28 protein-coding genes are annotated in these 24,201 nt (G+C 71.2%); 15 read left to right on the top strand and 13 right to left on the bottom strand.

The genetic code is table 11. The annotated features are described in order from the left end of the window. The first annotated feature begins 48 nt into the window (after positions 1 to 48). Positions 49 to 429: a tetratricopeptide repeat protein gene (locus ACWD3I_RS18705; RefSeq protein WP_046263552.1), complete on the top strand. Its 381-nt coding sequence runs from the start codon at positions 49 to 51 to the stop codon at positions 427 to 429. A gap of 7 nt (positions 430 to 436) precedes the next feature. Here ACWD3I_RS18705 and ACWD3I_RS18700 read toward each other — a convergent pair whose 3' ends face one another. Continuing rightward, positions 437 to 703: a DUF6343 family protein gene (locus ACWD3I_RS18700; protein WP_365394555.1), complete on the bottom strand. Its 267-nt coding sequence runs from the start codon at positions 701 to 703 to the stop codon at positions 437 to 439. Between the two features lie 76 nt (positions 704 to 779). Between ACWD3I_RS18700 and ACWD3I_RS18695 the strand changes: the two genes are divergently transcribed. The 3 genes from ACWD3I_RS18695 to ACWD3I_RS18685 all read left to right on the top strand — a co-directional run bounded on the left by ACWD3I_RS18695 (position 780) and on the right by ACWD3I_RS18685 (position 3,084). After that, positions 780 to 1,691 carry an acyltransferase domain-containing protein gene (locus ACWD3I_RS18695; protein ID WP_365394556.1) on the top strand — a complete coding sequence of 304 codons (912 nt, stop codon included), beginning with the start codon at positions 780 to 782 and terminating at the stop codon, positions 1,689 to 1,691. Positions 1,692 to 1,839: 148 nt separating this feature from the next. After that, the gene (locus ACWD3I_RS18690) at positions 1,840 to 2,550 is read left to right on the top strand and encodes a class I SAM-dependent methyltransferase (RefSeq protein WP_365394557.1); all 711 of its coding nucleotides are present in this window, start codon (positions 1,840 to 1,842) and stop codon (positions 2,548 to 2,550) included. 66 nt (positions 2,551 to 2,616) lie between these two features. After that, complete coding sequence (locus ACWD3I_RS18685; RefSeq protein WP_365394558.1) at positions 2,617 to 3,084, top strand: DoxX family protein; 468 nt, start codon at positions 2,617 to 2,619, stop codon at positions 3,082 to 3,084. A 160-nt stretch (positions 3,085 to 3,244) separates the two neighbouring features. Here ACWD3I_RS18685 and ACWD3I_RS18680 read toward each other — a convergent pair whose 3' ends face one another. After that, positions 3,245 to 3,868 carry an RNA-binding S4 domain-containing protein gene (locus tag ACWD3I_RS18680; RefSeq protein ID WP_365394559.1) on the bottom strand — a complete coding sequence of 208 codons (624 nt, stop codon included), beginning with the start codon at positions 3,866 to 3,868 and terminating at the stop codon, positions 3,245 to 3,247. Between the two features lie 158 nt (positions 3,869 to 4,026). Here ACWD3I_RS18680 and ACWD3I_RS18675 point away from each other — a divergent pair, with 158 nt between their 5' ends. Then, positions 4,027 to 4,704 carry a uracil-DNA glycosylase gene (locus tag ACWD3I_RS18675; RefSeq protein WP_365394560.1) on the top strand — a complete coding sequence of 226 codons (678 nt, stop codon included), beginning with the start codon at positions 4,027 to 4,029 and terminating at the stop codon, positions 4,702 to 4,704. 37 nt (positions 4,705 to 4,741) lie between these two features. Next, positions 4,742 to 5,713, top strand: a complete 972-nt coding sequence (gene pip, locus ACWD3I_RS18670) for a prolyl aminopeptidase (RefSeq protein ID WP_365394561.1) — start codon at positions 4,742 to 4,744, stop codon at positions 5,711 to 5,713. A gap of 20 nt (positions 5,714 to 5,733) precedes the next feature. Here the strand turns inward: pip and ACWD3I_RS18665 are convergent, their stop codons facing one another. Next, positions 5,734 to 6,402, bottom strand: a complete 669-nt coding sequence (locus ACWD3I_RS18665) for a GntR family transcriptional regulator (protein ID WP_365394562.1) — start codon at positions 6,400 to 6,402, stop codon at positions 5,734 to 5,736. A 157-nt stretch (positions 6,403 to 6,559) separates the two neighbouring features. On the opposite strand from ACWD3I_RS18665, the gene ACWD3I_RS18660 reads away from it, so the two are divergent. Together ACWD3I_RS18660 and ACWD3I_RS18655 are read left to right on the top strand one after the other, a co-directional pair. Next, positions 6,560 to 8,020, top strand: coding sequence for an NCS1 family nucleobase:cation symporter-1 (locus tag ACWD3I_RS18660; RefSeq protein ID WP_266893854.1), 1,461 nt, complete (start codon positions 6,560 to 6,562; stop codon positions 8,018 to 8,020). 5 nt (positions 8,021 to 8,025) lie between these two features. Beyond that, on the top strand, positions 8,026 to 8,745 hold the full coding sequence (locus ACWD3I_RS18655) for an aspartate/glutamate racemase family protein (RefSeq protein WP_365394563.1): 720 nt from the start codon (positions 8,026 to 8,028) through the stop codon (positions 8,743 to 8,745). Between the two features lie 156 nt (positions 8,746 to 8,901). Here ACWD3I_RS18655 and ACWD3I_RS18650 read toward each other — a convergent pair whose 3' ends face one another. The 4 genes from ACWD3I_RS18650 to ACWD3I_RS18635 form a co-directional block, all read right to left on the bottom strand. Next, positions 8,902 to 9,360 (bottom strand): GNAT family N-acetyltransferase, encoded by a 459-nt coding sequence (locus ACWD3I_RS18650; protein WP_365394564.1) that lies wholly within the window; start codon positions 9,358 to 9,360, stop codon positions 8,902 to 8,904. A 196-nt stretch (positions 9,361 to 9,556) separates the two neighbouring features. Continuing rightward, entirely contained in the window at positions 9,557 to 10,000 is a 444-nt protein-coding gene (locus ACWD3I_RS18645; protein WP_266893860.1) for a hypothetical protein, read from the bottom strand. 183 nt (positions 10,001 to 10,183) lie between these two features. Beyond that, positions 10,184 to 10,582, bottom strand: coding sequence for a RidA family protein (locus ACWD3I_RS18640; RefSeq protein WP_365394565.1), 399 nt, complete (start codon positions 10,580 to 10,582; stop codon positions 10,184 to 10,186). 40 nt (positions 10,583 to 10,622) lie between these two features. After that, positions 10,623 to 11,000, bottom strand: coding sequence for a hypothetical protein (locus ACWD3I_RS18635; protein WP_365394566.1), 378 nt, complete (start codon positions 10,998 to 11,000; stop codon positions 10,623 to 10,625). Positions 11,001 to 11,204: 204 nt separating this feature from the next. Here ACWD3I_RS18635 and ACWD3I_RS18630 point away from each other — a divergent pair, with 204 nt between their 5' ends. Next, on the top strand, positions 11,205 to 11,588 hold the full coding sequence (locus ACWD3I_RS18630; protein ID WP_365394567.1) for a hypothetical protein: 384 nt from the start codon (positions 11,205 to 11,207) through the stop codon (positions 11,586 to 11,588). Positions 11,589 to 11,601: 13 nt separating this feature from the next. Here the strand turns inward: ACWD3I_RS18630 and ACWD3I_RS18625 are convergent, their stop codons facing one another. Next, positions 11,602 to 12,309 (bottom strand): hypothetical protein, encoded by a 708-nt coding sequence (locus ACWD3I_RS18625; RefSeq protein ID WP_365394568.1) that lies wholly within the window; start codon positions 12,307 to 12,309, stop codon positions 11,602 to 11,604. Positions 12,310 to 12,419: 110 nt separating this feature from the next. Further along, the gene (locus ACWD3I_RS18620) at positions 12,420 to 13,031 is read right to left on the bottom strand and encodes a hypothetical protein (RefSeq protein ID WP_365394569.1); all 612 of its coding nucleotides are present in this window, start codon (positions 13,029 to 13,031) and stop codon (positions 12,420 to 12,422) included. Between the two features lie 120 nt (positions 13,032 to 13,151). On the opposite strand from ACWD3I_RS18620, the gene ACWD3I_RS18615 reads away from it, so the two are divergent. The 3 genes from ACWD3I_RS18615 (at position 13,152) to ACWD3I_RS18605 (ending at position 17,208) form a co-directional block, all read left to right on the top strand. Continuing rightward, positions 13,152 to 13,973: a nucleotidyltransferase domain-containing protein gene (locus tag ACWD3I_RS18615; protein ID WP_365394570.1), complete on the top strand. Its 822-nt coding sequence runs from the start codon at positions 13,152 to 13,154 to the stop codon at positions 13,971 to 13,973. Positions 13,974 to 14,013: 40 nt separating this feature from the next. Beyond that, positions 14,014 to 14,745, top strand: a complete 732-nt coding sequence (locus tag ACWD3I_RS18610) for a DUF7873 family protein (protein ID WP_171145679.1) — start codon at positions 14,014 to 14,016, stop codon at positions 14,743 to 14,745. Between the two features lie 582 nt (positions 14,746 to 15,327). Beyond that, positions 15,328 to 17,208: an FUSC family protein gene (locus ACWD3I_RS18605; RefSeq protein ID WP_365394571.1), complete on the top strand. Its 1,881-nt coding sequence runs from the start codon at positions 15,328 to 15,330 to the stop codon at positions 17,206 to 17,208. A 111-nt stretch (positions 17,209 to 17,319) separates the two neighbouring features. On the opposite strand, the gene ACWD3I_RS18600 is transcribed toward ACWD3I_RS18605, so the two are convergent. Next, a complete protein-coding gene (locus ACWD3I_RS18600; protein WP_365394572.1) occupies positions 17,320 to 18,222 on the bottom strand; it encodes an endonuclease/exonuclease/phosphatase family protein in 903 nt (300 codons plus the stop codon). Positions 18,223 to 18,347: 125 nt separating this feature from the next. Between ACWD3I_RS18600 and ACWD3I_RS18595 the strand changes: the two genes are divergently transcribed. From ACWD3I_RS18595 to ACWD3I_RS18585, 3 genes are all read left to right on the top strand, one after another. Next, positions 18,348 to 19,694 carry an amidohydrolase gene (locus ACWD3I_RS18595; protein ID WP_365394573.1) on the top strand — a complete coding sequence of 449 codons (1,347 nt, stop codon included), beginning with the start codon at positions 18,348 to 18,350 and terminating at the stop codon, positions 19,692 to 19,694. Positions 19,695 to 19,772: 78 nt separating this feature from the next. Next, the gene (locus ACWD3I_RS18590) at positions 19,773 to 20,462 is read left to right on the top strand and encodes a DUF899 domain-containing protein (protein ID WP_365394574.1); all 690 of its coding nucleotides are present in this window, start codon (positions 19,773 to 19,775) and stop codon (positions 20,460 to 20,462) included. A 155-nt stretch (positions 20,463 to 20,617) separates the two neighbouring features. Next, a complete protein-coding gene (locus tag ACWD3I_RS18585; protein WP_361488166.1) occupies positions 20,618 to 20,800 on the top strand; it encodes a hypothetical protein in 183 nt (60 codons plus the stop codon). A gap of 3 nt (positions 20,801 to 20,803) precedes the next feature. On the opposite strand, the gene ACWD3I_RS18580 is transcribed toward ACWD3I_RS18585, so the two are convergent. The 3 genes from ACWD3I_RS18580 to ACWD3I_RS18570 form a co-directional block, all read right to left on the bottom strand. Continuing rightward, positions 20,804 to 22,603, bottom strand: a complete 1,800-nt coding sequence (locus tag ACWD3I_RS18580; protein ID WP_451084117.1) for an ABC transporter ATP-binding protein — start codon at positions 22,601 to 22,603, stop codon at positions 20,804 to 20,806. A 450-nt stretch (positions 22,604 to 23,053) separates the two neighbouring features. Then, on the bottom strand, positions 23,054 to 23,494 hold the full coding sequence (locus ACWD3I_RS18575) for a hypothetical protein (protein WP_365394576.1): 441 nt from the start codon (positions 23,492 to 23,494) through the stop codon (positions 23,054 to 23,056). Further along, positions 23,485 to 24,165 (bottom strand): ATP-binding protein, encoded by a 681-nt coding sequence (locus tag ACWD3I_RS18570; protein WP_365394577.1) that lies wholly within the window; start codon positions 24,163 to 24,165, stop codon positions 23,485 to 23,487. Before ACWD3I_RS18570 ends, ACWD3I_RS18575 begins: the two co-directional genes overlap by 10 nt. Between the last annotated feature and the right edge of the window lie 36 nt (positions 24,166 to 24,201).

The following is a 24,201-nucleotide window of genomic DNA, read 5'->3' as shown; positions in this document are numbered from 1 at the left end:
GGCCCCTGTCCGGGCGTTGAACCCTTCCAGTGAGGGAAGGACTCTGCCGTGCCCCAGACCAGCGGTTCGACCGGACGTACTCCGGAGACGCATGTCATCGACTTCCGTGCCGCCGAGCAACTGCTCGCCGCACGGGATCCGCAGGGCGCGGTGAAGCTGCTCGACCAGGTCATCGCCGCGCACCCCGAGAACACCGCCGCCCGCCTGCTGCGCGCGCGTGCCTTCTTCGCGGCCGCGCAACTGCGTCCCGCGGAGCTGGAGTTCACGATCGTGCTGGAGCGCGAGCCGGACAACGCGTTCGCGCACTTCGCGCTCGCCCGCACCTACGAGCGGCAGGCGCGCCCGGACCAGGCCAAGCGTCACTTCCGGCTGGCCGCCGCACTCGACCCGAACCCGCAGTACCTGAAGGCGGCGCGGTTCGAGTCGTGAGCCTGCCCTAGAGGCGCCGGTTCTCCGGCGGCCGGTACGGCGGGATGCCCGGGCCCGGCTGGTAGTGCGGGCCCTGGCGGATGTGCCGGACGATCAGCGTCAGATCCACGGTGATCACCAGCCACAGCACTCCACAGGCGATGGCCCAGCCGGGGCGCCCCGTGAGGGCGAAAGCCGCCGTGCCGAAGACCGCCCAGACCAGCCCCCACACGCTCAGCCAGAAGCGCGTGCGCAGCGCACTGCGCGCGGTCGTCGGCTCACTGCCCGTACGCATCGGGATCACCACTCCTTCTGGAAACGTACTCTTCGGTGCGACGTTCACCAAAGGCTCCGACCAGGGGGAGGACCCCGTGCTTCCGGATACCGACGAGCTGGCCGAGGTGCTGGTGGACCTCGCGGTACCCCACGAGGACATCGACGAACTGATCGCGTCGCGCCGGACGCTGACGGCGGACACCGGGGCGATGCGGCTCCTGGCGGAGTGCACCGAGGAACTGGTCCGCGACATCGGGAAGATCATCGAGTACGGCGACGGACCGCAGTTGGGCGAACGGGTCGCCGGAGCACCTGCGGCGCTGCGCCGCTTCTTCGCCGCGTACGTGTTCGTCGCGGCGCTTCCGCACACGCGCGCGTACCACCGTGCACTCGGCATCCCCGCGGACGTCTCCCGGCGCACCCTCGCCGACCTCGGGCGGAACATGGTCGTCCACCGCCGACGGCACGGCAGCGCAGGGGTGCAGTCGCCGCAGTGGCTCACGCTCCATTTCCGCGGCGAGCTGTACCAGTTGGGGCGGTTGCAGTTCCAGCGGGCGAACCTCTGGACGGGCGCGGCGTCGGTGCTCGCGCAGGCCGGGTTCGACGGGGCTGCGGGCACGCCCTGTCTGGACATCCACATCCCCGAGTTCCTCGGTCCGCTGACCCCGGCGGCCTGCGACCGGTCCGTGGCGCTCGCCCGGGAGTTCTTCGCCCTGCACCATCCCGAGGAGCGGTATCGGGCGGCGATGTGCCATTCCTGGCTGCTCGACCCGCAGTTGAAGCGATACCTGAACGCCGACTCCAACATCGTCCGGTTCCAGGAACGGTTCCGGATCGCCCGTCGGGGCAGCGAGCCGGCCGACACGGAACCGGTCCAGTTCGTGTTCGGGGACCCGGAGCTGGCGGTGGCGGGGCTGCCGCGGCGGACGACGCTGGAGCGGGCCGTGGGGGACCATCTGCGGGCGGGTGGGCACTGGTACATGGGGCACGGCTGGTTTCCGTTGTGACGGCGGGCCGGGTAGCCGGTGGCCGGCAGGTCTGCTCTCGACGGACGTCTGGCGTCGACGGAGGTCTGCTGTAGCTCGGACGGGTGAATCTGTGCGAGGGGGGAACGGGCGTGCGGAGGTGGGCCGTTGGACGGGCATGGAGCTGAGAATGCGTGAGGGGTACGAGGGGACCGGGCCCGGTGCGATCACTCCCGACGGCTGCGCGGTGGAGCTGTACGCACGGCTGCCGGTGGGGGGCGAGCCGGACATCGTCGCCGCGGCCGTGCCGGCGGGGGCGCACATCCTGGAGTTGGGCTGCGGTGTGGGGCGGATGACCCATCCGCTCCTGGAGAGGGGCTTCACGGTGACCGCGGTGGACGAGTCCCCGCAGATGCTGGAGCGCGTCCGCGGGGCCCGCACGATATGCGGCCCGGTCGAAGGGCTCGACCTGGGCGAGACGTTCGACGTGGTGATGCTCGCGTCGTTCCTGGTGCACGCCGGGGATGCCGAGGTGCGGCAGGGGTTGCTGCGCGCCTGTGCGCGGCATGTCGCTGAGGGCGGGTGCGTGCTGATCCAGCGGGAGGGCGCGGACTACCACACCGACCTGCCGCGCGAGCGGATCGATCCCAGCGGCTTCACCGTCCGGATGGTGTCGGCGGAACCGGTCGGGGACGGGGTGAACTCGGTGCGCGCGGAGTACGAGTTCCCGGACGCGGTGTGGACCCAGACGTTCCTGGCACGGCCGTTGACGAAGGAGCAGTTCGAGGAGGCGCTGGGGGAGGCGGGCCTCGGGGTGGACAAGTACCTGACGGAGGACGGGACATGGGTGAGGGCGGTGCGGCTGGACCAGATCGGGGATTTGATCCCCGGGCGGCGATGAGTTTCGGAGTGGGGCCCGGTCTATCTCTCTGACAGCAGCACGGACCGCTTCCCACAGGAGACCCCGATGTCCGAGACCACTCTCCCCGCCGCCACCGCCGCCTCGTCCGTCCGGTCCGGCACCGTCGTCGCCGAGTCCGCGACCGCGCGCGGGCGCCGTGCCCGGATCGCCCTGCGCACCCTGCAGGTGGTGCTCGCCCTGTTCTACGCCGTCGCGAGCGCCCTGCCCAAGCTGATCGCGCACCCCTCGGCCTCCGAGGGCTTCGCCGAGATGGGCTGGGGCGACGCCGGGATGTACACCATCGGCGTGCTCGAACTGGCCGGTGCCGTCGCGCTGTTGATCCCGCTGCTGCAGTCGGTGTCCGCGATGGCGCTGAGCGCGCTCATGGTGGGCGCGTTCGTCGTCCAGGTCTCCGTCTTCGACGGGGAGAACGCCGCGACACCTCTCATCCTGATCGTGCCGCTGGCCCTCATCGCGTGGGCCCGGCGGGACCAGAACGCGCGACTGCTGGGACGGTTGCGCCGTCGCGCCTGACCCCCGCTGCGCGACGACGTGCGGCGAGGTCGGGATCAGCACCGACGCACAGGGCGGTGGCGTCCGGAGAGCCTGAGGGCTGCCCCGGACGCCACCGCCGTGCGCGTCGGTGGGGTGCGGGGTCTTGGGGAGGGCCCCTGGGGGTGCGCGGGGTGTGTGGTCAGTGGCCTCCGGGGCGCCCGCCGGCTCCTCGCAGGCGTTCCATGTCGCGGCGGTCCCGTTTGGTGGGGCGGCCCGTGCCGCGGTCGCGGATGCCGGCGGGTGTGACGGCCTCGCGGGGCGGGGGCGGGGGACTGTTGTCGACGTAGCACTGGACGGCTACCGGGGCGCCGACCCGCTTGCGGATGAGGCGCTTGACGACGACGATCCGCTCGCGGCCCTCGTGCACCAGGCGCACCTCGTCGCCGACGCGGAGGGAGTGGGCCGGCTTGACCCGGTCGCCGTTCACTCGTACGTGGCCGCCCTTGCAGGCGGTCGCGCCGGCGGAGCGGGTCTTGACCAGGCGTACGGACCAGATCCAGCTGTCGATGCGGACGGTCTCGCCGTTCTGCGGACCGGCGGCCTCGGCGGCGGCCACCGCGGCGGCGACCTTCGGATCGACGGCCACGGCCACGGCCGCTTTCGCGTCTCCGGCGGCCGCGTTCTCGCCGTCGTCGGAGGAGCCCTCGGCGCCGACCGCGCGGCCACCGGGCGCCTCGGGCTCCGGCCCCGTCACGGCGGTCCGAGCCCGGCGGTTCGTGTCCGCAGCCTCACCCACACCGTCATCAGCACGTTCAGCAGCCATGCCCCGACGATAGTCGCCGCGCACACCCGACCCGACGGATTTTCCCCAGGGAGCCCGCTCCCCGCGCGGATCGTGCGCCGCTGCCGGCCCTGCTGCTCCTGCTGACCCGTGGCTTCGTGGGACTCGGGGCGGCCTGGACACCGTCGTACGGTTGAGGCGTGGACCCTCTCGCTGAGCTCGACCGGCGCATCGCGGACTGCCGTGCCTGCCCCCGGCTGGTCGACTGGCGCGAGGAGGTGGCCCGTACCAAGCGGGCGGCCTTCGCCGACCAGACGTACTGGGGCCGTGCGGTGCCCGGCTTCGGGCCGCCAGACGCCCGCCTGCTGATCGTCGGCCTCGCGCCGGCCGCGCACGGCGGCAACCGCACGGGCCGCATGTTCACCGGCGACCGCTCCGGAGACGTGCTGTACCAGGCGCTGTACGACGTGGGTCTCGCCTCCCGGCCCACCGCGGTGAGCGTGGACGACGGCCTGGAGCTGCACGGCGTCCGCGTCACCTCGCCCGTGCACTGCGCCCCGCCCGCCAACAAGCCCACGCCGGGGGAGCGGGACACCTGTCGCCCGTGGCTGGTCCAGGAGCTGAGGCTGCTGCGGCCGACCCTGCGGTCCGTGGTCGTGCTCGGTGCCTTCGGCTGGCAGGCCATGTTGCCCGCGCTGGCGGAGGCGGGGTGGGATGTGCCCCGGCCGCGGCCCGTGTTCGGGCACGGAGTGCGGGTGCCGCTGGACGGGATCGACCTCTTCGGGTGCTACCACGTCAGTCAGCGCAACACCTTCACCGGCCGGCTGACCCCGGAGATGCTGCGGGAGGTGCTGCGTACGGCGGCAGGTCTCCCTTGAGGGGACCGGGCCGTCGTACGGGGGTTAAGGTCGCCGGATGCCTCTCTACCCGGACATCGAACCGTACGACCACGGCATGCTCGACGTCGGTGACGGCAACCGCGTCCACTGGGAGACCTGCGGGAACCCGCGCGGCAAGCCCGCGGTGGTGCTGCACGGCGGGCCGGGGTCCGGCAGCGGGCCGTACTTCCGGCGGCTCTTCGACCCGGCCGCGTATCGGATCGTGCTGCTCGATCAGCGGGGCGCCGGGCGTTCGACGCCGCCCGCGAGCGCGTACGACACCGACATGAGCGTCAATACGATGCCGCACCTCATCGCCGATCTGGAGCTGCTGCGGCAGCACCTCGGGATCGATCGGTGGCTGGTGTGGGGCGTGTCGTTCGGGTCGGTGCTGGGGCTGCGGTACGCGCAGACGCATCCGGCGGCCGTGAGCGAGCTGGTGCTGACGGGGGTCGCGACCGGGTCGGACGCCGAAGTCGCCTTGCTGACCAGGGGACTTGGGCAGATCTTTCCGCAGGCGTTCGAGCGGTTCGTCGGCGAGCTGCCCCTCCTTGAACGGTCCGGAAACCTCGCCGCCGCCTACAACCGGCTCGTCGAGTCGCCCGATCCCGAGGTGCGGGTGCGGGCGGCACGGGCCTGGACCGACTGGGAGACGGCGACCATTCCGGCGCCGCCCAGGTCGGTCGAGCGCTTCGAGGACCCGGAGTTCCGGATGGGTTTCGCCCGCACGGTCACGCACTACTGGGGCAACGGTCACTTCCTGGGCGCGGACGAGGCCGTACTGCGCGACGCGCCTTTGCTGAAGGGCGTCCCGGGCACGCTGGTGCAGGGCAGCCTCGACTTCGGGAACCTCGCCGGGATCGTCTGGCGCCTCCATCACGCCTGGCCGGGCAGCGAGTTGGTGGTGATCGACGAGGTCGGGCACAACGCCGGGGCGCCCGGAGTGGCCGAGGCGATGGTGGCGGCGACGGACAAGTACGCGCGTCAGTGGAAGAGTTCGCCCAGGTGAGCTCGCCCAGATGAGTTCGGCTAGGTGAGTTCGGCGTCCTCACCGAACAGCTGGCGGACCGTCGACTCGTAGTTGGTCCGTACGTGGGCGAGCGCGTGCGCACGGGCCCGCTCCGGGTCACCGGACGCGATCGCCTCGTACAACTCCCGGTGTTCGACGAGGAGTTGGGGCCACTCCTCGTTCCGTCGGGTCATCCAGCGCAGTCGGCCCGCGACCGGTTCGAGCGCCTCTATCAGCAGGCTGTTCCCGGCCATCGCCACGATCCGGTCGTGCAGCCGGCTGTTGATGTCCGTGATCGTCTCCGCGTCGCCCGCCTCGGTCGCGGTGGCCGCCTGGTCGAGGAGCTGCTCGACCTCGGCCAGATCCTCCGGGGTCGCGCGGGCCGCGGCGAGGGCGGCGGCGTACACCTCCAACGCCTCGCGCAGCTCGAAGAGTTCCTTGACGTCCTTCGGGGTCAGCCGTCGTACGACCGTACGGCGGGGCGTCTCGAAGTGGACGAAGCCCTCGGTCACCAGTGCCCGGATCGCCTCGCGGACCGGCACCCTGGAGACTCCGAAGCGCTCTGCCAGCTCCCGCTCGACCAGTCTGTCGCCCGGTCGCAGATGGCCCGCGATGATCTCCTGCCGCAGTGTGACCAGGACACGCTCACGGACGGCGCCAAGGGGTTCGATCTTCGTCGTGGAGCTCATGGAGCAATCTTCGCCGACTCCGGAGGTGTTTTACGGAGCGTTAACGAACACGACATCGGTCGGAACGCTTGACGGGAGGACTATGACCGCAGTTTGGTATACCAAAACGGCTGCCAGGCTACCGCCGCCCTCCTCCCTCCCCGTCCCTGGAGGCCCCGTGTCCCTCGCCGACCACGCCGAAGCCACCGGCGCGCCAGCGTTCGTCCCCGACCCCCGGCTCACCAACGAAGACCTCGCGCCCGCAGGCAAGCGGAACTGGAAGGTCTTCGACCTCTTCGCCATGTGGATGTCCGACGTCCACAACCTGGGCAACTACACGTTCGCGGCGGGCCTGCTCGTCCTCGGCATGAACGTGTGGCAGGTCTTCACCTCCCTGCTCGTCGGCTTCGTGATCATCTACGTCGGCATGAACTGGATGGGGAAGATCGGCCAGCGCCACGGCGTGCCCTTCCCCGTCGTCAGCCGCATCAGCTTCGGCGTGTGGGGCGCGAACATCCCGGCGCTGATCAGGGCCGTCATCGCCATCATGTGGTACGGCATCCAGACCTACCTGGCCTCCGTCGCGGTCAACGTGATGCTGCTGGCCGCCTGGCCGGGCCTGGAGTCCTGGACGCACAGCTCCTTCCTCGGCCTGGACGCGCTCGGCTGGGTCTCCTTCCTCTCCCTGTGGCTCGTGCAGGCGCTGATCATCAGCCAGGGCATGGAGTCGGTGCGCAAGTTCCAGGACTTCTGCGGACCGGCGATCTGGCTGGTGATGATCGCGCTGGCGATCTGGGTCCTGTCCAAGGCCGGCTGGACCATCTCCCTCACCTCGACCCCGCACCCGGTCTCGGTCGGCGAGCAGTGGCGGCAGTGGTTCGGCGCGATCGGCCTGATCCTCGCCACGTACGGCACGCTGATGCTCAACTTCTGCGACTTCTCGCGCTTCGCGCCTGACTACCGCACGGTGCGGCGTGGCAACTTCTGGGGCCTGCCCATCAACTCCACGGCCTTCGTGGTGGTTTCCGTCATCGTCACCGCCGGCTCGCTGGAGGTGTGGGGCGAGGCGATCACCGACCCGGCGGAGCTGGTGGCCAAGGTCGGCAACACCTGGGTCCTGGTCCTCGGCGCGCTGACCTTCGCCATCGCCACCATGGGCGTCAACATCGTCGCCAACTTCGTCTCCCCGGCGTACGACCTCGCCAACGTCTGGCCGCAGAAGATCACCTTCAGGGTCGGCGGCATGATCAGCACGGTGGCGGCGCTGCTCGTGACCCCCTGGAACCTCTTCTCCAACCCGACGGTCGTCAACTACTTCCTCGGCGGCCTCGGCGCCTTCCTCGGCCCGCTGTTCGGCGTGATCATGCTCGACTACTACTGGGTCAAGAAGGGCCGCGTGGACGTGAACGAACTGTTCGACGCCACGCCCGGATCCCGCTACTACTACCGCAAGGGCGTCAACCCCAAGGCCCTGTGGGCGTTCCTGCCGGCGGCGGGCGTCGCGGCGGTGCTCGCACTGGTGAAGACGTTCAGCGATGTGGCGCCGTACTCCTGGTTCATCGGCACCGCGCTGGCGGCGGGACTGTACGCGCTCCTGTGCCGGAGCGAGCGAACCTCTCCCGAGGCGGCGGAGGTCTGAGCGGAGTGCGGATCGTCGTCACCAACTGCAACACCACGCAGGAGATGACCGAGGAGATCGTACGAGGTGCCCGGGCCGCGGCAGGCCCGGGCACCGCCGTGACCGGGCTGACGCCGCAGTGGGGGCCCGAGTCGGCCGAGGGCTGGCTCGACAGCTACCTCTCGGCGGCCGCGGTGATCGACCTCCTGCGGACCTACGAGGGTCCCGCGTACGACGCCGTCGTCATGGCCGGCTTCGGCGAGCACGGGCGCGAAGGCGTCCGGGAGCTGGTGGACGTCCCGGTCGTCGACATCACGGAGGCGGCGGCCCATCTGGCGTGCCTCCTCGGCCGTCGGTACGGGGTCGTCACCACACTGGAACGCTCCTGCGGCCAGATCGAGGACAGCCTGGAACTGGCGGGTGTGGGCCGCAACTGCGCCGCCGTGGTCGGCACGGGACTGAACGTGCTGGACCTCGGGGACGCCGCGCGTACGGAGGCGGCGTTCCTCGCCGCCGCGGAACGGGCCCGTCAAGCCGGCGCCGAGGTGCTGGTGCTGGGCTGCGCCGGGATGACGGGGCTCCAGCGGGTGGTGGGGGAGAAGCTGGGGCTGCCGGTGGTCGACGGAGTGGGCGCCGCGGTGAAGCTGGCCGAGTCGCTGGTGGGGCTGGGGCTGCGGACCAGCAAGGTGGGGGGTTATGCGGGGCCGCTGCCCAAGGGTCGGGTCTGGGGACGGGGAACGGGGTGACCCGGGCGGCGAAGGGGCCTCCGCCCGGGTGATCCCGAGGGCGACCTGTCCGGTGCTGCCATCGGTCGGGCAGGCGCGGCCCACCGGCGCGCCGATGGTGGTCGTCGTACGCAGTGGAGCCGGCCCGCACCGTCGGCGGCTGAAGCCGCCCGTGCCCTACGGCTGCCAGACGTACCGGACGTCCGGTTCCCGCTCCTCGTTCCCGCTGCCGTCCGTGTGCTCGACGGCGACGAAGCCGTGCCGTTCGTAGAAGCGATGGGCGGGTTTGTTGACCTGGAAGGTCCACAGGTGCAGACCTTGCGGACTGCGCTCCTTGGCCAGCTCGACGAACCGGTCGCCGATGCCGCGCCCACGCCAGTCGGGGGCGATATAGAGCTGGGACAGGAGCTCGCCGTTCAGCACCATCACCCCCACGATCCCGTCCGAGTCCGCCACCCAGGTCTCCCGCAGCGGTACGACCACCTCCCGGAAGTAGTCCCGCACATCGTCGTCGGACCGAGGCCGGACGACGGTAGGCAGCGCGGCGGCGAAGGAGCGCAGCCAGACGTCGGCTGTTGCCGCGGCGTCGGGGGCGGTCGCCCGCCGCAGGGTGATCGTGGAGTCGTATGAGGTCACGCGACGGGATCCTGCCAGGGTGCCGACAGCTACCGCACCGCATTTCCGGGGGGAAGGAGCGACAGCGGGTCGACCGTCGACGCACCGTGCCTGTGGCGGTGCCGTGAAACCCGCACCCCGAGCCTCGGGTGCGGGCGGCGCTTCGAACAGGCGGGCCAGCAACGCCCGCATCACGCCCGGCTCAACGAGGGTCTCGTCAGGTGAGGTTGCTCACCCAGCCGGAGCAGGTACCCGCAGTGATCGTCTTGGTGGACCAGTGGCCCAGGCAGACGCGGAAGCGGACCGTGGCGCTCTCGGTGAAGTCCTTGTTCTTGTAGCGGTCGGCGCCGGATCCGTCAGCGTTGAAGATGGAGCCCCATCGGCTGCCCACCTCCCAGTCGATGACGGCGGAGGAGCCGTCCGGCTTCCCGTCGTAGACCTCGAACCAGTCGCCGGGGGGAGAGAAGCAGGCCCGGTACACGTTGCTGCCGTCCTCCTTGATGACGGCGCACTTCACCCACTCGACCTCATTGGAGGAATCGGTGGCGGTCGCGCGCTCGACCTCGGCGGCGGCGTTTGCCTGGGTGACGGTGAGGAGGAGGGCAGCGGACAGGGTGCCTGCGACGGTGCCTATTCGCTTGAGCCGGCGGTTCTTAGTCACACGGTTCCTTCTGTGAGTGGTGTCCAACGAGGTGTTGGCGAGCTCAAGAGGCTAGCCACGAGGGATGTGTTAATCAAGCATCTGTTCGATTTGGCCACTTGGTGGACGACGAGCGCGAGGGATGCAAATCCCCTTGTTCCCAGGCCTGTTGGGCGCTCCCGGTCATGATCCGTCGGACGGACCTCAAGGGACGACGGCTGTCGCCGTGATCTCCACCAGCTGTCCCGTGTACCCGAGGCAGGCCACCCCGAGCAGCGTCGACGAGTGCGGGCCGGTGCTGAGACCGGACGCCTCCACGACCTCCCAGACGGCGGAGAGCACCGAGGTCTCACCACTCACGACGTACACGTCGGTGTGCAGGACGTGCGCCAAGTCGCTGCCGACCGCCCGCAGTTGCTCCTGGAGGTTCGCCATCACCTGCTCGGCCTGCCGCACCGGATCCCCCTCGCCGACGATGCTGCCCTCGGCGTCGAGCGGCACGGAACCGGCGAGAAACGCGAGCTTCGTGCCGGCCTCCACGACGGAGACGTGGGAGTAGGTGGGCGGCGGAAAGAGGGCGGGGACGGTGACGCGACGGATCACGAGGACTCCAGCAGTGGGCGGAGGGCGGCCAACTTCGCGATCATCCAAGCCCTGTTCCAAGGCCGCATCCGATTTTCCCGCCGCGGGATCCTCCCCTCGCCGAGACGCCCACGAGTGCCTTCTCCCGGTCGGGCTCGCCTCTTCTCACCGACCTGGAGCGGAACTCATGGCTCTGCTCGGCCGCTTCGACCCGCTCGAGCCGGTACGGACGCACCGGGATCGAAGCCCGGACACGCGGATCGACGCTCAGTCGGTGGGGCGGCCCGAGCAGCCGGTGCACCAAGCCCCCGGTCGTCCATCCCCGCATCCGCAGGCCGGCGAGCGAGACATACCGCCGCCCGTCCTCCTCATGCTCCCCGCGACCCATCACCATCGCTGCCTCCCCCGTGGCGCGCCGCAGCCCCTCGACCGCGGCCATCGGTAACTCTCCGTGACGTCACATCCCAGTGAAGCGCACCCCACCGACAACCGCCCGCGACGGACGCCGTCTGTGGATAACCACTCGACAGCACGGCCCGCGACTGACAGCCTCCCGCTATGCGCGACAAACACCTGGGACGTTTCACGGCGGCGGACTTCTAGCGCCGCACCGGACACTCCGGTGGGCCGCGGAAGGTCTGCCATGTCACGCACCGTTCACCACGTCCCCAACCGTCACCGCACCCTGCCCGCACGCTGGCCGCTCGGCCTGCACGGCCCCTGGGCGGGCCATACCGTCACCGAACTCCGCTATTCCGGCGAGGAGTTGGCCCGTGCCGCGCGCGAGCGCCGCCGCCCTGTGCCGAGGCTCGCCAGGCGGAGCTTCACCTCGTACACGTACTCCCGCGCCGTGAACGAACGTCGGTACAGCCCCTACGAACGCCGGGCCAGAGCTGCCCTCCAGGTCTTCCGCACCTCCGCCCGACGGCATCTGCGCGCGGCCCCCACGGACGCGCTGCTGCTGTGGGCCGAGGATCTGGACCACCCGCCGACCCGCCACCGGCATCGTGACCTGTGGGAAGCGTGACGGATACCGCGCATCATGTCCGCGGTGGACCGAACTCCCGGTCGCGCAGCCGCCGTTCGCACTCCTGCGCAAAGTCCGGGTACGCCTCGGCGATGGCGGCGTAGACCCTCCGGCGCAGCAGCTCCTCCGCGGCCGCGCGGCCGGTGTGTCCACGCAGCCCGTCGAGCAGCTCGTCGTGGCGTGTCAGCCGGTGACGCAGATAGTCGACCTTCCACCGGATCAGCGCCTCCGGTGCGGCGCTCTCGGCCGTGGCGGGACCGGGTGCGTGGTCCCGACGCCCGTGCCGTCGTTCCTCTTCACGTCGGTTGCGATGCGCGACGGCCGCCGCCGACAGCCGGTCGGGAGGCAGCCGCGGGACGTCGACGGGCTCCGCGGCGATACGCGCCAGCACTTCCCGCCGCCTGCGCTGCGCGGCGGCCTTCGCCGCGACGGAGCGACGGACGCATGCCGCCGACACCGCCCTGAACTCCTCGCTCGCCTCCACCGCTTCGACCCGCTCGACACGGTAGAGGCGGGTGTGCGGAGCCGTCCGGAAATACGGGTTGGCCCGCAGCAGATCGGGCTCGCCGAGCAGCTGCCGCACCATCCTGGCTGTCCAGCCGCGGGCGCGCAGACCGGCCGTGGAGAGGTGGTTGTGACGCGGTGGGCCGGCGGTGCCGCCCTGCGGGTTGTGCTGAGCGGGTGTCTGGTCGTCCTGTCGCCATGCCTCGTCGTGCGTCATCACAAACTCCCCCGTCGTAACGCTGAGTGACGAGTTCATTGATAACGCGTGCCACTGACAACGGGGCGAGGGCGAGGGACAGCCGACCTTGCCGAACGGGCAGGCCCGCTTCAGCTCCGGGCGCCCTCCGGGCTCACCCGGCCCGCGGGAGCCCCGCTTCCCGGCGAGCGTGGTGTCGGCAGGTTGATCAGGTCGCTGACGTCCGCCACCTCCCGCAGGTTCTCCGCCAGCGAGGCGAGGGTCACGCGTACCTCGGCGATCCGTGCGCGCAGCACGTCCGCGTGTTCCCACTGGCGTTCCCACACCACCGGATCCACTCCCTCCGGGCGCTGGGACTCGTACGCCGCCAGTCGTGGATGCCACGACGAGAGCAGGGGCCGCAGCACGCGGTTGAGGACCGTGACGGCGAGAACGCCGAAGCTGACGTGCCCGGGGGCCAGCGGAGGGGCGACCTCGGGGCCGTAGCGGCGCAGGATCTCGCGGGTGGTGTCGAAGAACGTGTAGAGGGACGACAGCGCCTCCCGCAGGAAGCCCTGCTCGGGGTCGAGCTCCTCGACCGACACGCGTGTGACGAGCTCCAGGTACAACTCCCAGGCCGCACCGCGCTCCGCGTCGGCCGGTTCCCATGTGCCGGTGATGTCGCCGACGAACGGGATCGCCAGCCTGGCCGTGATCTGTGTCGGTCCGCTCGGTCGACGCCGCCTGCGCTGCCTGATTCCCATGATCACTCTCCCCGCAACCACACTAGGGCAACTCGCAGTCGGGGACGACTGCTTCGGCCGCCGATGTGAGGGTGCGCAATTGCGTGGAGCCACGTCACCCGCCCACCTACGCTGCAGCACATGCCCACTCTCCCCGACCCCGTCTTCCTCGACACCACCGGCGACCGCCTCGCCGGCCTCCCCACCGTCCACGCCGTAGCCCTCGGCGGCTCGCGAGCCCAGGGCACGAACCGGCCGGACAGCGACTGGGACCTCGCCGTCTACTACCGCGGCCCCTTCGACCCCGCCGACCTCCGCGCGCTCGGCTGGGAGGGCGAGGTGTCGGACGTCGGCGGATGGGGTGGTGGCGTCTTCAACGGGGGCGCGTGGCTGACCATCGACGGGCGGCGGGTCGATGTGCACTACCGCGATCTCGACGTCGTGGAGCACGAGTTGGCGGAGGCGGAGGCCGGGCGCTTCCGGGTGGAGCCGCTGATGTTCCATCTCGCGGGGATTCCCAGCTATCTGGTGGTGGCGGAGCTCGCCGTCAACCAGGTGCTGCGGGGCGAACTGCCGAAGCCCGCCGCGTATCCCGAGAAGCTGAGGGCCTCCGCCTCCGAACGCTGGCACGGCACCGCCCGAGCCACCCTCGCCTACGCCAAGTCCGCCCACGCCCCGTACGGCCGCGTCACCGAACTCGCCGGCGCGATCGCCACGGCCGCCACGCAGACGGCGCACGGGGTGTTGGCGGGGCGGGGGGAGTGGGTGACCAATGAGAAGCGTTTGTTGGAGCGGGCGGGGCTGCGGGGAGTGGACGGTGTCATCGCGTCACTGTCCACGGGAAGGGATCCGGCCGTGCTGCACCACGCGGCCGACCACGCTCAGGCGCTCTTCGAAGAGGCCGGTGGGCAACAGCACGCGGACGCCCAGCCGCCCGTTCCCGCCCGCACCGCCGACGAATAACCTTTCGAAATGCGGCCGTTGTCGCGGTAACGTCCCTGACGTGGCGAAACTCAATCAGATCATCGCAGTCGAGAAAGGCGTCAAGTCCAAGGCGCACCAGGACCTGACGGCAGCTCACCATGGGCTGCAGAAGCCCGCGTTGCTGGCCGGTATCTCGCGTACCTATCAGCCGAAGGACGAGGAGGGTGAGCAGCTGCCGCCCGAGTCGACCCGGGTGCAGGTGAAGGCGGAGGACGTGCTGCGGGAGACCGCGGCGACGCTGACGCGGCTGTTCGACGTGACCGCCACGAAGGACTGGGCCAACTGCGCCGCGCGCGCGGATGTGAAGGTGGACGGGCGGGTGCTCGTCGCCGATGTGCCGGTGTCGTATCTGCTGTTTCTGGAGAAGCAGCTCGTCGATCTCAACACGTTCGTACGGAAGTTGCCCGTGCTCGACGCCTCCGAGGGGTGGGTGCAGGACCCGTCCACGGACTCCTGGAAGACCGAGCCGGTGCGGACCCTCCGTACGAAGAAGGTGCCCCGCAACCATGTGAAGGCCGAGGCGACCGAGAAGCACCCCGCTCAGGTCGAGGTCTATTACGAGGACATCCCGATCGGATACTGGACCACCGTGAAGTTCTCCGGTGCGCTTCCGGCGCGGCGCGTCAATGAACTCCTCGACCGGGTCGAGAAGTTGCAGCAGGCCGTGAAGTTCGCCAGGGAAGAGGCGAACGGCGTGGATGTCGTCGATCAGCGGGTCGGGGACGCCGTGTTCGGTTACCTCTTCGGGTAATCTCAGAGAATCCCCGGTCCTTTGCGGCCGGGGTGCGCGAGGAGCGCAAGCTGAAGCTGAAGCTTGTCGTGACTGCGCGGTTCCAGTGGAGGTTCGAGTCCTCCCCGCGGCATTTTCACGCGCCGCGGTAGCCCAACTGGCAGAGGCAGACCGCGCTCAATCTCAGACTCTTGCTCCAGATTCAGTATTCGCCGTCGATCGCCGGATCGACCGGGCCCAGACCCAGGGCGTCGAAATGCTGGTTCAAGTCCAGTCCGCACAGCTCGATGTGCGGTGGTCCAAAGGCAGGACGCGACGACATCACGACTGATCTGGGTTCTCAAGTGTGCCGGCGTGCGAAATGGACGGCACTCACAGGGCCCGGGGGCAGGCTACGCCCTCGGGCCCGCTCCCTTTCCGCCATGCGCCCAGCGAGCCGCCGCGAGTTGCGTTCATAAAGAACTCGCCTCTCCGGCCAACCGTCACATCCCCGAAATACGACGGCCCCATTCTCTCCAAGAACGCGATCTACCGTGGACACCGACAGCCCGGCCACCGTCGCCCGAAGGCAGCCCCCGCCCTCGACCAGCCGACAGGAGCCCTGTGCCCCGCGCCACCCTGCGACCCCTTCCGCCCTGGCTCGACCACACCCTGCGCGCCCAGCGCGGCCCCGTGCCCTGGAGTGCCGTCACGCGGGGCGCGCTGTCCGCCGGGCCGCTGCTCCTCGCCGCCGTGCTCGCCGGCCGCACCTCGCTCGGTGTCGTCGCCGCCATCGCCGCCATGCTCGCCGGCATCAACGACCGCCCCGGCAGCCGACGGACCTCCGTCAAGCGGCTCGGCATGCCGGCCCTGGCCGGAGCGGTCGGGCTGCTCGCCGGGACGTACGCCGGTGATCATCTCGGGGCCGTGACGCTCAGCCTGCTCCTCACCGGCGTCGGACTCGTCGCGGGCGGTGTGAGCGCCATCGGACCCGTCGCCTCCGGAGCCGGGACGCAGTTGCTCGTCGCGTGCGCCATCGGCGCCGGGATGCCGTTGCCGGACGAGGGGTGGCAGCGCGCCCTCGCCTATCTCGTGGGGGCCGGCTGGCTGCTCGGGCTGCGACTCGCGCTGCCGACGCCCGGTTCCCTCGCCGGGGACTTCCGGTTCGACGGCGAGCGGGAGGCCGTGGCGGCGGTCTACGACGCCGTCGCCGAGCTGCTCGACGCCGTCGGCACCTCGCACGCCACCGCGCGGCGCGTCGCGCTCACCGCCGCTCTCGACCATGCGCAGGACGCCTTCGCCGGACCGCGGCTGCGCCGGTACGCCAGTTCCTCCGCCGAGCGGCGGCTGCACGCGCAGTACGCCGCCGCGCTGCCGCTCGCCGAGGCCGCGACCGCGCTCGCGTGGGCGGGGGAGGCCGGTTCCGGGCGGGCGTCCGCGGGCCCCCGACGGCTCGCCACCGCCGTACGCGAGAACACGCACACCGGGCCGCTGCCCGCGCCCACCCGTTCCGCGCCCGCCCTGCGGGCCCTCGACGACGCCCTCCTGCGCGCCGCCGAGGCCTTCGACCAGGCCGAGGGGAGCGAGCTGCACACCCGCCGGCGTACCGGAAAGGACCTGCTGCGGGCCGTCTTCGGGGCCGGTGGACGCGAGTACGGGCTGCGGGTCGCCCTCTGCTTCGGGGCCAGCGCGGCCGTCGCGCAGGCCCTGCACCACGCCCGCTGGTACGGGCAGCACGAGCACTGGTACTGGCTGCCCGCCACCGCGGTCTTCCTCGTCAAGCCCGACCTCGGACCGCTCGCGTCCAGGGTGCTGTGCAGGGCCGCGGGGACCGTGCTCGGTGCGCTCGTCTTCGCCGGGTTCGCCGCGGTGCTGCCCAGGCCGGAGGGGCTCGTCGCGCTCGTCGCCGTCAGCGGGGCCCTCATCCCGGTCGCCACCCGGCACTTCGCAGCCCAGACCGCCGTCGTCACCGTCCTCGTCCTGGCCCTCGTCATGGTCGGCGGCGAACCGCAGGCCTCCGCAGGACGGATCGGCGAGACCCTGCTGGCCTGCGCGATCGTCCTCCTCGTCGGCCACCTCCCGATGCCGGGACAGCGCGGCGGGACGGTACGTGCCCGACTCACGGCGGCGAGCCGCGCGGCCCAGGCGTACCTCGACCACGTGCTGCGCGAGGCCGACATCGAGCTGCGGGGCGACTCCGACCCCCGCGCCCTGCGCTGGGCCCTCCGCCGAGAGGCCTACCGCACCCTCGCCCAGGCCCGTACCGCCATCACCCTCGCCGCCGCCGAACTCCCCGCGCTCGCCCGGCACTCGGAAGGCGCGGACGACATCGTCGCCACCCTCGAACGCCTCGTCGACACGACCACCGCCTGCGCGGTCCACCTCGACGACTCGGGCCGCCTCACACCCCGCCACACCGAACGCCTCACTGAATTGCTGGCCGAACTGGCCGAGGACCGCGAACGGGTGGGACTACGCCTGCCCGAACTGCCCCTGGCCGTGTAACGCCGGGTTGGGAAGCGCCCTGAAGGGGCGCGGGGAACTGCGCGACCAGCCACACACAACCCGCACCCGCCAACGTCGAATCCACCCCACGACGGCCAGGCGCACCTGTGTTCACTCCACCCTTACCCACACCGGAGCGTGATCCGACCCCGCCACCCCCCGCCTCAACGACCCCGTCCCCGCCGCCGTCACCCGGCCGACCAGCCGACGGCTCAGCAACAGGTGGTCGATCAGCTCCCGGCGCCCGGAGTTGACACGGGAGAAGCGTTGCTCGGCCGGGATCTTCGGAGCCACGTTCCACAGCCGTACCGCATCGCCCCCGTCGGGCCGGTCGAAGGCGGGGGTGCCGAGTTCGGAGCCGGGCGGGCCGAGCAGGATCTGTGTGGTGGCCGCCTGGACCTCGTCGTTGAGGTCGCCCAGCACGACCACGTCCCGCTCGCGGCCGTCACCGTCCAGCAGTTCGTCGGCCAGCGCGCGCAGGGACGTCGCCTCCGCCGCCCGCCGGTACAGCGCGTACGCACCGAACCGGGCCCGCTCGCCCTCGTCGCGCGGCTGGAACCGGCCGCCCGGATACGACAGCAGCTTCGACTTGAGATGGCACACCGCCGCCCGCAGCGGCCCGCCCTCCGCGGCCGCCTCCACCGCCAGGAAGCCACGGCCCGCCTCCGCCACCGCGAGCCCCTTGTCGTCCGCCTGCACCGGGCGCAGCTTCGCCGGGAACCCGTTCGTGTCGTGCAGCACCTCGAACGGAAGGCGACTGAGGAAGCCGACCCGGATCCCCCGGCCGTCCGCGTGCCGGGAGAGCGCGGTGTGCCAGTTGCCGCCCAGCATGCCGACCAGATCCCGCAGCGCCTCCGGCTCCCCGACCTCCTGCACGCCCAGCAACGTCGGATCGAGCTCCGTGATCACCTCGGCCAGAGCGGCCAGCTTCGTCTCGTACGCCGCCTTGTCCCTGGGGCCGAACGGGCCGCCGGGCCGGTACAGGTTCTCCAGGTTCCAGGTGCCGATGAGCATGCCGGTCCCCCTTCCAGACGCTGTGGTGAGGCCAGGGTGCTCGTCCGGCCGACCTCACGACAGAGTCGGGACAGGATGCGCGGTTCGGCTCACGCGGCGCGAGGACGCCGTCGTACGTTGGCGTGATGACCGACTCTCCCGCCGACCTCGTCATCACCGGATGCACCGTTCTCGTGCACGACGATCAGGAGCGCATCGGGTTCGAGGAGAACGCCACCATCGTCGTACGGGACGGAGTCATCGAGTCCGTCACGACGTCCCCCGAAAGCCCGCCCGCCGCCGAACACATCGATGCCCGCGGACAGGTCGCCCTCCCCGGACTCGTCAACTGCCACACCCACGCCCCGATGGTCGCCCTGCGCGGCGTCGCCGAGGACCTGCCCACCGAGGAGTGGTTCAACGACCTCGTCTGGCCGATCGAGTCCAACCTCACCGCGACGGACGTGGAGTTGGGTGCGCGGCTCGCCTGCGCCGAGATGATCCGCGCCGGTGTCACCTGCTTCGCCGACCACTACTTCTCGATGGACGCCGTCGTCTCCGTCGTAGAGGAGTGCGGGATGCGCGCTCATCTCGGCGAGGCCTACTTCTCCTCCCAGGGTCCCCAAGGGCGGGAGAAATCACTGGCGTTCGCGCTACGGCACCGAGGCGCCGCCGGTGGCCGCATCACCACCGCCCTCGCCCCGCACGCCCCCTACACCGTCGTCGACGACGACCTCGCCGCCACCGCCGCCCTCGCCCGCGAGCACGGACTGCCCGTCCACCTCCACGCCTCCGAGAACCGCGATCAGGCGGAGACCAGCCTCGAACGCCACGGTGTCACCCCCATCGAGGTCCTGGCACGCACCGGCATCCTCGACGCCGACGTCCTGATCGCCCACGGCACCGGCATCCTCGACCGCGACCTGCCCGTGCTCGCCGGCGCCTCCGGCCGCGTCGCCGTCGCCACCGCACCCCGCGGCTACCTCAAGTTCGCCTGGCCCACCACCACACCCGTACGCGCCCTGCACGACCTCGGTATCCCCGTCGGACTCGCCACCGACGGCGCCGCCTCCAACAACTCCCTCGACGTCTGGGAGTCGATGGCGCTCACCGCCCTCATCCAGAAGTCCACGACCGGCGACCCGCGGTGGCTGACCTCCCGCCAGGCCCTGCACCACGCCACGCTCCAGAGCGCCCGCGCGGTCGGACTCGGTGACACCCTCGGCACCCTCGCCCCCGGCCGTCGCGCCGACATCGTCCTCGTCGACCTCACCGGCCCGCACACCCAGCCCGTCCACGACCTCGCCGCCACCCTCGTGCACAGCGCCCGCTCCTCCGACGTCCGCACGACGATCGTGGACGGCCGGATCCTGATGCGCGACCGCGAGCTGCTGACCATCGACGTGGCCGAAGTCGTCCGGGCGTTGGGGGAGCGGATGCCCGCCCTCCTCGACCGCAGCCACGGAAAGCGCATCCAGGACTACGACACATAAAAATCTTCCGATACGGCGATGAGTTCCGCGTCCGCCTCCGGTCAGCACTCGGAACGGACCGTCGCAGCAGGAGGAGCCATGTCGCTTCCGGAGACCGTCTCGCGTGAGCAGTGGCGCGCGGCGCGCAGGGAATTGCTGGTCAAGGAGAAGGCGGCCACGCGCGCGCGTGACGCGCTCAACGCCGAGCGGCGCGGGCTGCCGATGGTGGAGATCGACGCGGAGTACGTCTTCGAGGGCGGTGACGGGAAGGCCACGCTGCTCGACCTGTTCGAGGGACGGGACCAGCTCGTCGTCTACCACTTCATGTTCGCGCCCGAATGGGACGCGGGCTGCCGCAGCTGTTCGGCGTTCCTGGACCAGATCGGGCACCTCGCGCATCTGAAGGCACGGGGGACGACCTTCGCGGCCGTGTCCCGGGCGCCGTACACCAGGATCCTGCCGTTCAAGGCGCGGATGGGATGGACCGTGCCCTGGTACTCGTCGTTCGGCGGCGACTTCAACCACGACTTCGAGGTGACCCTGGAGCACGAGGGGGAGTCCTTCGAGCGGCCGGGCGTCAGCTGCTTCCTGCGGGACCGCGACCGGGTCTTCCACACCTACTCGACGTACGAACGGGGTCTCGACGGACTCGGCTCCACCACCAGCCTCCTGGATCTCACCGCGCTGGGCCGGCAGGAGGAGTGGGAGGAGCCGAAGGGGCGCGCGTCGGCGCTGGGGGCGCCTGCGGGGAGTGAGCGCATTCGCTATCACGACGAGTACGAGGTCTGACACGAACGGTAGTGGAAGTGACCGTTCGGTAACCGGATTCTCACGCTGCGCGGTAAACGCGTGTCAGCTACGTCTCAGTCCCGCAACTCACCGAGCCGTTCCAGCCCTCCAGAGCGTTAACTCCTAAAAGAACGACGCTCTATCGGAGGTGCAGGATGGTGAACGGGCGGACCGTGCTCGAGCGCTTTCCCGCAGGTGGGCCGCGAGGCTCGTGGCCGGCGGAGGAGTTCGCGCACGCGCGACGACTTGAGGGACTGCCCGCCGAGGTCGTGATGGACCTCGCGACGGACGCGTTCCTGGTGATCGTGCGAGGCGGCGAGGCCGCCGCCGTGGCGTGAGCGTCAGCTGGCCCTCGGCGCGGTGAACTGGTCCGCCTGGAGCGAGTACAGCTCCGCGTAGACCCCGCCCGTGGCCAGCAGTTCCTCCGGTGTGCCGGACTCCACGAGCCGGCCCTGCTCCAGGACGTGCACCAGGTCCGCGTGGCGCACGGACGCCAGCCGGTGGGTGATCAGGACCACCGTCTGTCCCGTGCCCGCCAGGGCGCGGATCTTCTCGAAGACCTCCAGCTCGGCCCGGGCGTCCAGGGCCGCCGTCGGCTCGTCCACGATCAGGATGCGGCCGCGCCGGTACGCGGCCCGGGCGATGCCTAGGCGCTGCCACTGCCCGCCCGACAGCTCGTGCCCGCCGCTGAAGTGCCGGGCCAGCAGGGTGTCCAGGCCGCGCGGCAGATCGGCCACCACCTCCTGGGCCCCGGCCTCGGCGACCGCGTCGGCCAGCCGCTCCTCGGTCAGGGGCGCGCCCGAGCGGCCCACCGCCACATTGACCTTGGCCGTGAACGGCCACCGCTTGAAGTCCTGCGCCACCATCGCGATCCGCTCGGCGAGCAGCCGCCGGTCCGCACCGGCCGCGTCCACGCCGTCCCACAGGATCCGGCCCCGGTCGGGCGTGTAGAGACCGGAGAGCAGCTTCACCAGGGTCGTCTTGCCGGAGCCGTTCTCGCCGACGAGCGCGACGATCCGGCCGAGGGGGAGAGCCAGGGTGATGTCGTCGAGGGCGGGCCGGGTGGACTCACCCGGATAGCTGAACGTGACGTTCTCGAAGCGGATCTCCTGAGGATCCTCGGGCAGCTCCTGCCCACCGACCGGGATCGCCCGCTTCTCCGCCTCGACGTACAGCCGCTGAAGATCGCCCACGAACAGGGCCTCCTGATGGAGCTGGTTCAGCTCCAGGACGAGACTGTCGAGGCTGGACGAGCCGGAGCGGATCGCGATCACGGCCGTGCCCGCGACGGAGAGTGCCATGGCCCCGGCGAGCAGCAGACCGCCGAGTGTCGCGTACGTCGCCACCGTCGCGATCCCCGTCCAGGACGCCGCGATGAGTCCCGTACGGGCCGCGAGCCGGGCCAGCCGGGCCTGTTCCGCCTCCGCGACCTCCGACATCGCACGGTAGTGGTGGAGCAGGAAGGGTCCGACACCGTGCAGACGGATCTCCGGCGCGGACTCCGGCTCGGTGAGCAGACCGCTGAGAAGGTGGCCGGCCCGGGCGTGCTGCACCCAGGTGTGGAAGGACTCGTACCGGCGGCGCGCGACGGTCAGGGCGCTCCAGGCGCTGGGCAGGGTCATCGTCACCAGCAGCGGGAGCAGGGCGGGGTGCAGCACGGTCAGGACACCGGCGGCCGCGATCAGGGAGATCGCCGCGTTCATGACCCGGGTGGCGTAGGCGATCATGCGGCGGGCGGAGGTGGCGCCGTACTGGGCGGTGTCGAGCAGCTTGTGGAAGGCGTGGTCCTCGATGGCGGCCAGCTCCACGGCCGCGGCCCGCTCCAGATAGCGTTCGGTGGCGACGCGCTCGACCTTGGGCTCGAGGCGGCCGGTGGCGTATGTGGACGCGGCCCGCAGCAGCGCGGAGACCAGCATGACGCAGGCCATGGCGACGAGGGCGGGAACGGCACCGTGCAGCCGCTCCTCGATCGATCCGCCGCCCATCAGCCGGCCCAGCACGCTGTTCACGGCCAGCAGACTCACCGCCTGCGCCAGACCGCGGCCCGCCTCGGCGCCGAGCACGATCCGCGCGGCCTTGCGGTCCGCCTGCCAGGCCAGCCGGAAGCTGAGCGCGAGCAACGCGGGCAGCTGGCGCACCATGGCCCGGAAGCTCAGGTGCAGCCGGGCGTCGGAGTGACTGTTCCAGCCCGTGTCGTACCGCAGGGGCCCGCCGAAGAGCAGCCGCTCCGACTCGGACAGCTCGGGCTCCCTGACGTCCCGTTTCCTCGCCACCGTCGACCTCCCCCGCTCGTGGACGGAGGGCCACTATCGCGGGAGGGAGATGCCGGGGGCAGGGCGCAGACGGATGTGCGGGGACGCGCGGGCGTACGCCGTGGGGGCGGTCAGCCGGGGTTCGCGGGTCGGCCACCCAGGTGGGGCTTGCGCCTCGGACTCCTACCGACGAGGGCCGCGCCCTCGATGCGCGGTCGTGCCTCGCGGCGGACCAGCCGGAGGCATACGGAGATCCCCGGCCCCGCCTGACTCACGGACTCCCGAGGCCCGCGTCCCAGGACACGGCCCCTCAGCCGCCTTCGGCCCACCGTCAGGGACCTACGCGCTGATCGGTCGCGACCAGGTCGGCGTGGTCCCCGTGACCCGGCACAGCGCCAGATACAGCGGGATCGGCGGGGTGTACGGAAGCTTGCCCTCGGGGCGGTGGATCAGGTCGGGGGCCACCGGCGCGTCCGGAACGATCGCGCCGGTGGCGTACTGGGCGGGAGCGGGCCACTCCAGGGCGTAGTCGGAGTCCGACGGGACGAGCCACCACCAGTGCGTCTCATCGGCGTAGACGCACCCCGCACGGGGCAGCCGGGGCATCAGCAGCGGGCCGAAGCGGGCGGGTATCGCCACCGCGTCGCAGCCCAGGGGGGTGGTCATCCCGTCGGGGACAGGGAGGCGGCGGGGTGCGGCCGGGGTGTGCAGGCCGCGCCGGAGGCGGACCAGCGTGTCCAGGGTCAGTACCTTGCCGCCGGTCGCGGGCCTCACAGCCATGGACCCCCCGTCCCGTGATGCCGCGCTGTTCCGTCGTGCCTTGCCGTTCCGTCGTGCCGCGTTCCGTCGTGTCGCGCGTCCGCGTCGTCGTGCTCGCCGCCCGAGCCGTCGGCGGGGCCGGGCTTGGGGCGGGCTCCCCAGCCCAGGTCGTTGCAGGGGCCGCAGTCGTGACGGGGGGCGTCGGCCTTGCGGGGCAGCTCCGCCCAGACCAGCAGGCCGGGGCCGTGTTCATGGGCTCCCCAGGCGTGACAGAGGGCGTCGACGAGAAGCAATCCCCTCCCGTGCTCCTCCTCGCCCCGCTGCGCCACGGACGGATGGACCTCACCCGGCGCGCAGCCCTCGTCACGCACGGCTATTCGCACCAGTTCGTCGCCGTCGTGCAGCTCGCACACGATGTGGCTGCTCGCCGTGTGCACGATCGCGTTGGTGACCAGCTCGGTGACGACCAGGGCCGCCGAATCGCAGATGTCCTCGCAGACCGACCAGCCGTTCAGCCGGGCCCGCGTCAGCCGTCTGGCCTGGGCGGGAGAACCCGGATGGGCGGCCAGCTCAAACCGGAACCGGCGCTCGGCAGCGGCCCCACCAGGGGTTACTCCCGGAGCAGCGCCGAGGCTGTGGGGGCCTGCGGCGGCGTCTGTTCCTAAGGGCGCGGACGGAATCACGCTTGCCACTATCGCCCCGCCGTGAACACTTGGCAAGTGTCACTC

It is taken from the genome of Streptomyces sp. NPDC002817 (genome assembly GCF_053592055.1).
This window is presented reverse-complemented; position numbering and strand designations above follow the sequence as displayed.

Excerpts from the sequence above, each read along its gene's own strand:
- ACWD3I_RS18700 (WP_365394555.1), bottom strand. The coding sequence starts at position 703 with ATGCGTACGGGCAGTGAGCCGACGACCGCGCGCAGTGCGCTGCGCACG.
- ACWD3I_RS18690 (WP_365394557.1), top strand. The coding sequence starts at position 1,840 with ATGCGTGAGGGGTACGAGGGGACCGGGCCCGGTGCGATCACTCCCGAC.
- ACWD3I_RS18685 (WP_365394558.1), top strand. The coding sequence starts at position 2,617 with ATGTCCGAGACCACTCTCCCCGCCGCCACCGCCGCCTCGTCCGTCCGG.
- ACWD3I_RS18680 (WP_365394559.1), bottom strand. The coding sequence starts at position 3,868 with ATGGCTGCTGAACGTGCTGATGACGGTGTGGGTGAGGCTGCGGACACG.
- pip (WP_365394561.1), top strand. The coding sequence starts at position 4,742 with ATGCCTCTCTACCCGGACATCGAACCGTACGACCACGGCATGCTCGAC.
- ACWD3I_RS18665 (WP_365394562.1), bottom strand. The coding sequence starts at position 6,402 with ATGAGCTCCACGACGAAGATCGAACCCCTTGGCGCCGTCCGTGAGCGT.
- ACWD3I_RS18635 (WP_365394566.1), bottom strand. The coding sequence starts at position 11,000 with ATGGCCGCGGTCGAGGGGCTGCGGCGCGCCACGGGGGAGGCAGCGATG.
- ACWD3I_RS18630 (WP_365394567.1), top strand. The coding sequence starts at position 11,205 with ATGTCACGCACCGTTCACCACGTCCCCAACCGTCACCGCACCCTGCCC.
- ACWD3I_RS18625 (WP_365394568.1), bottom strand. The coding sequence starts at position 12,309 with ATGACGCACGACGAGGCATGGCGACAGGACGACCAGACACCCGCTCAG.
- ACWD3I_RS18620 (WP_365394569.1), bottom strand. The coding sequence starts at position 13,031 with ATGGGAATCAGGCAGCGCAGGCGGCGTCGACCGAGCGGACCGACACAG.
- ACWD3I_RS18615 (WP_365394570.1), top strand. The coding sequence starts at position 13,152 with ATGCCCACTCTCCCCGACCCCGTCTTCCTCGACACCACCGGCGACCGC.
- ACWD3I_RS18600 (WP_365394572.1), bottom strand. The coding sequence starts at position 18,222 with ATGCTCATCGGCACCTGGAACCTGGAGAACCTGTACCGGCCCGGCGGC.
- ACWD3I_RS18595 (WP_365394573.1), top strand. The coding sequence starts at position 18,348 with ATGACCGACTCTCCCGCCGACCTCGTCATCACCGGATGCACCGTTCTC.
- ACWD3I_RS18590 (WP_365394574.1), top strand. The coding sequence starts at position 19,773 with ATGTCGCTTCCGGAGACCGTCTCGCGTGAGCAGTGGCGCGCGGCGCGC.
- ACWD3I_RS18585 (WP_361488166.1), top strand. The coding sequence starts at position 20,618 with ATGGTGAACGGGCGGACCGTGCTCGAGCGCTTTCCCGCAGGTGGGCCG.
- ACWD3I_RS18580 (WP_451084117.1), bottom strand. The coding sequence starts at position 22,603 with ATGGTGCGCCAGCTGCCCGCGTTGCTCGCGCTCAGCTTCCGGCTGGCC.
- ACWD3I_RS18575 (WP_365394576.1), bottom strand. The coding sequence starts at position 23,494 with ATGGCTGTGAGGCCCGCGACCGGCGGCAAGGTACTGACCCTGGACACG.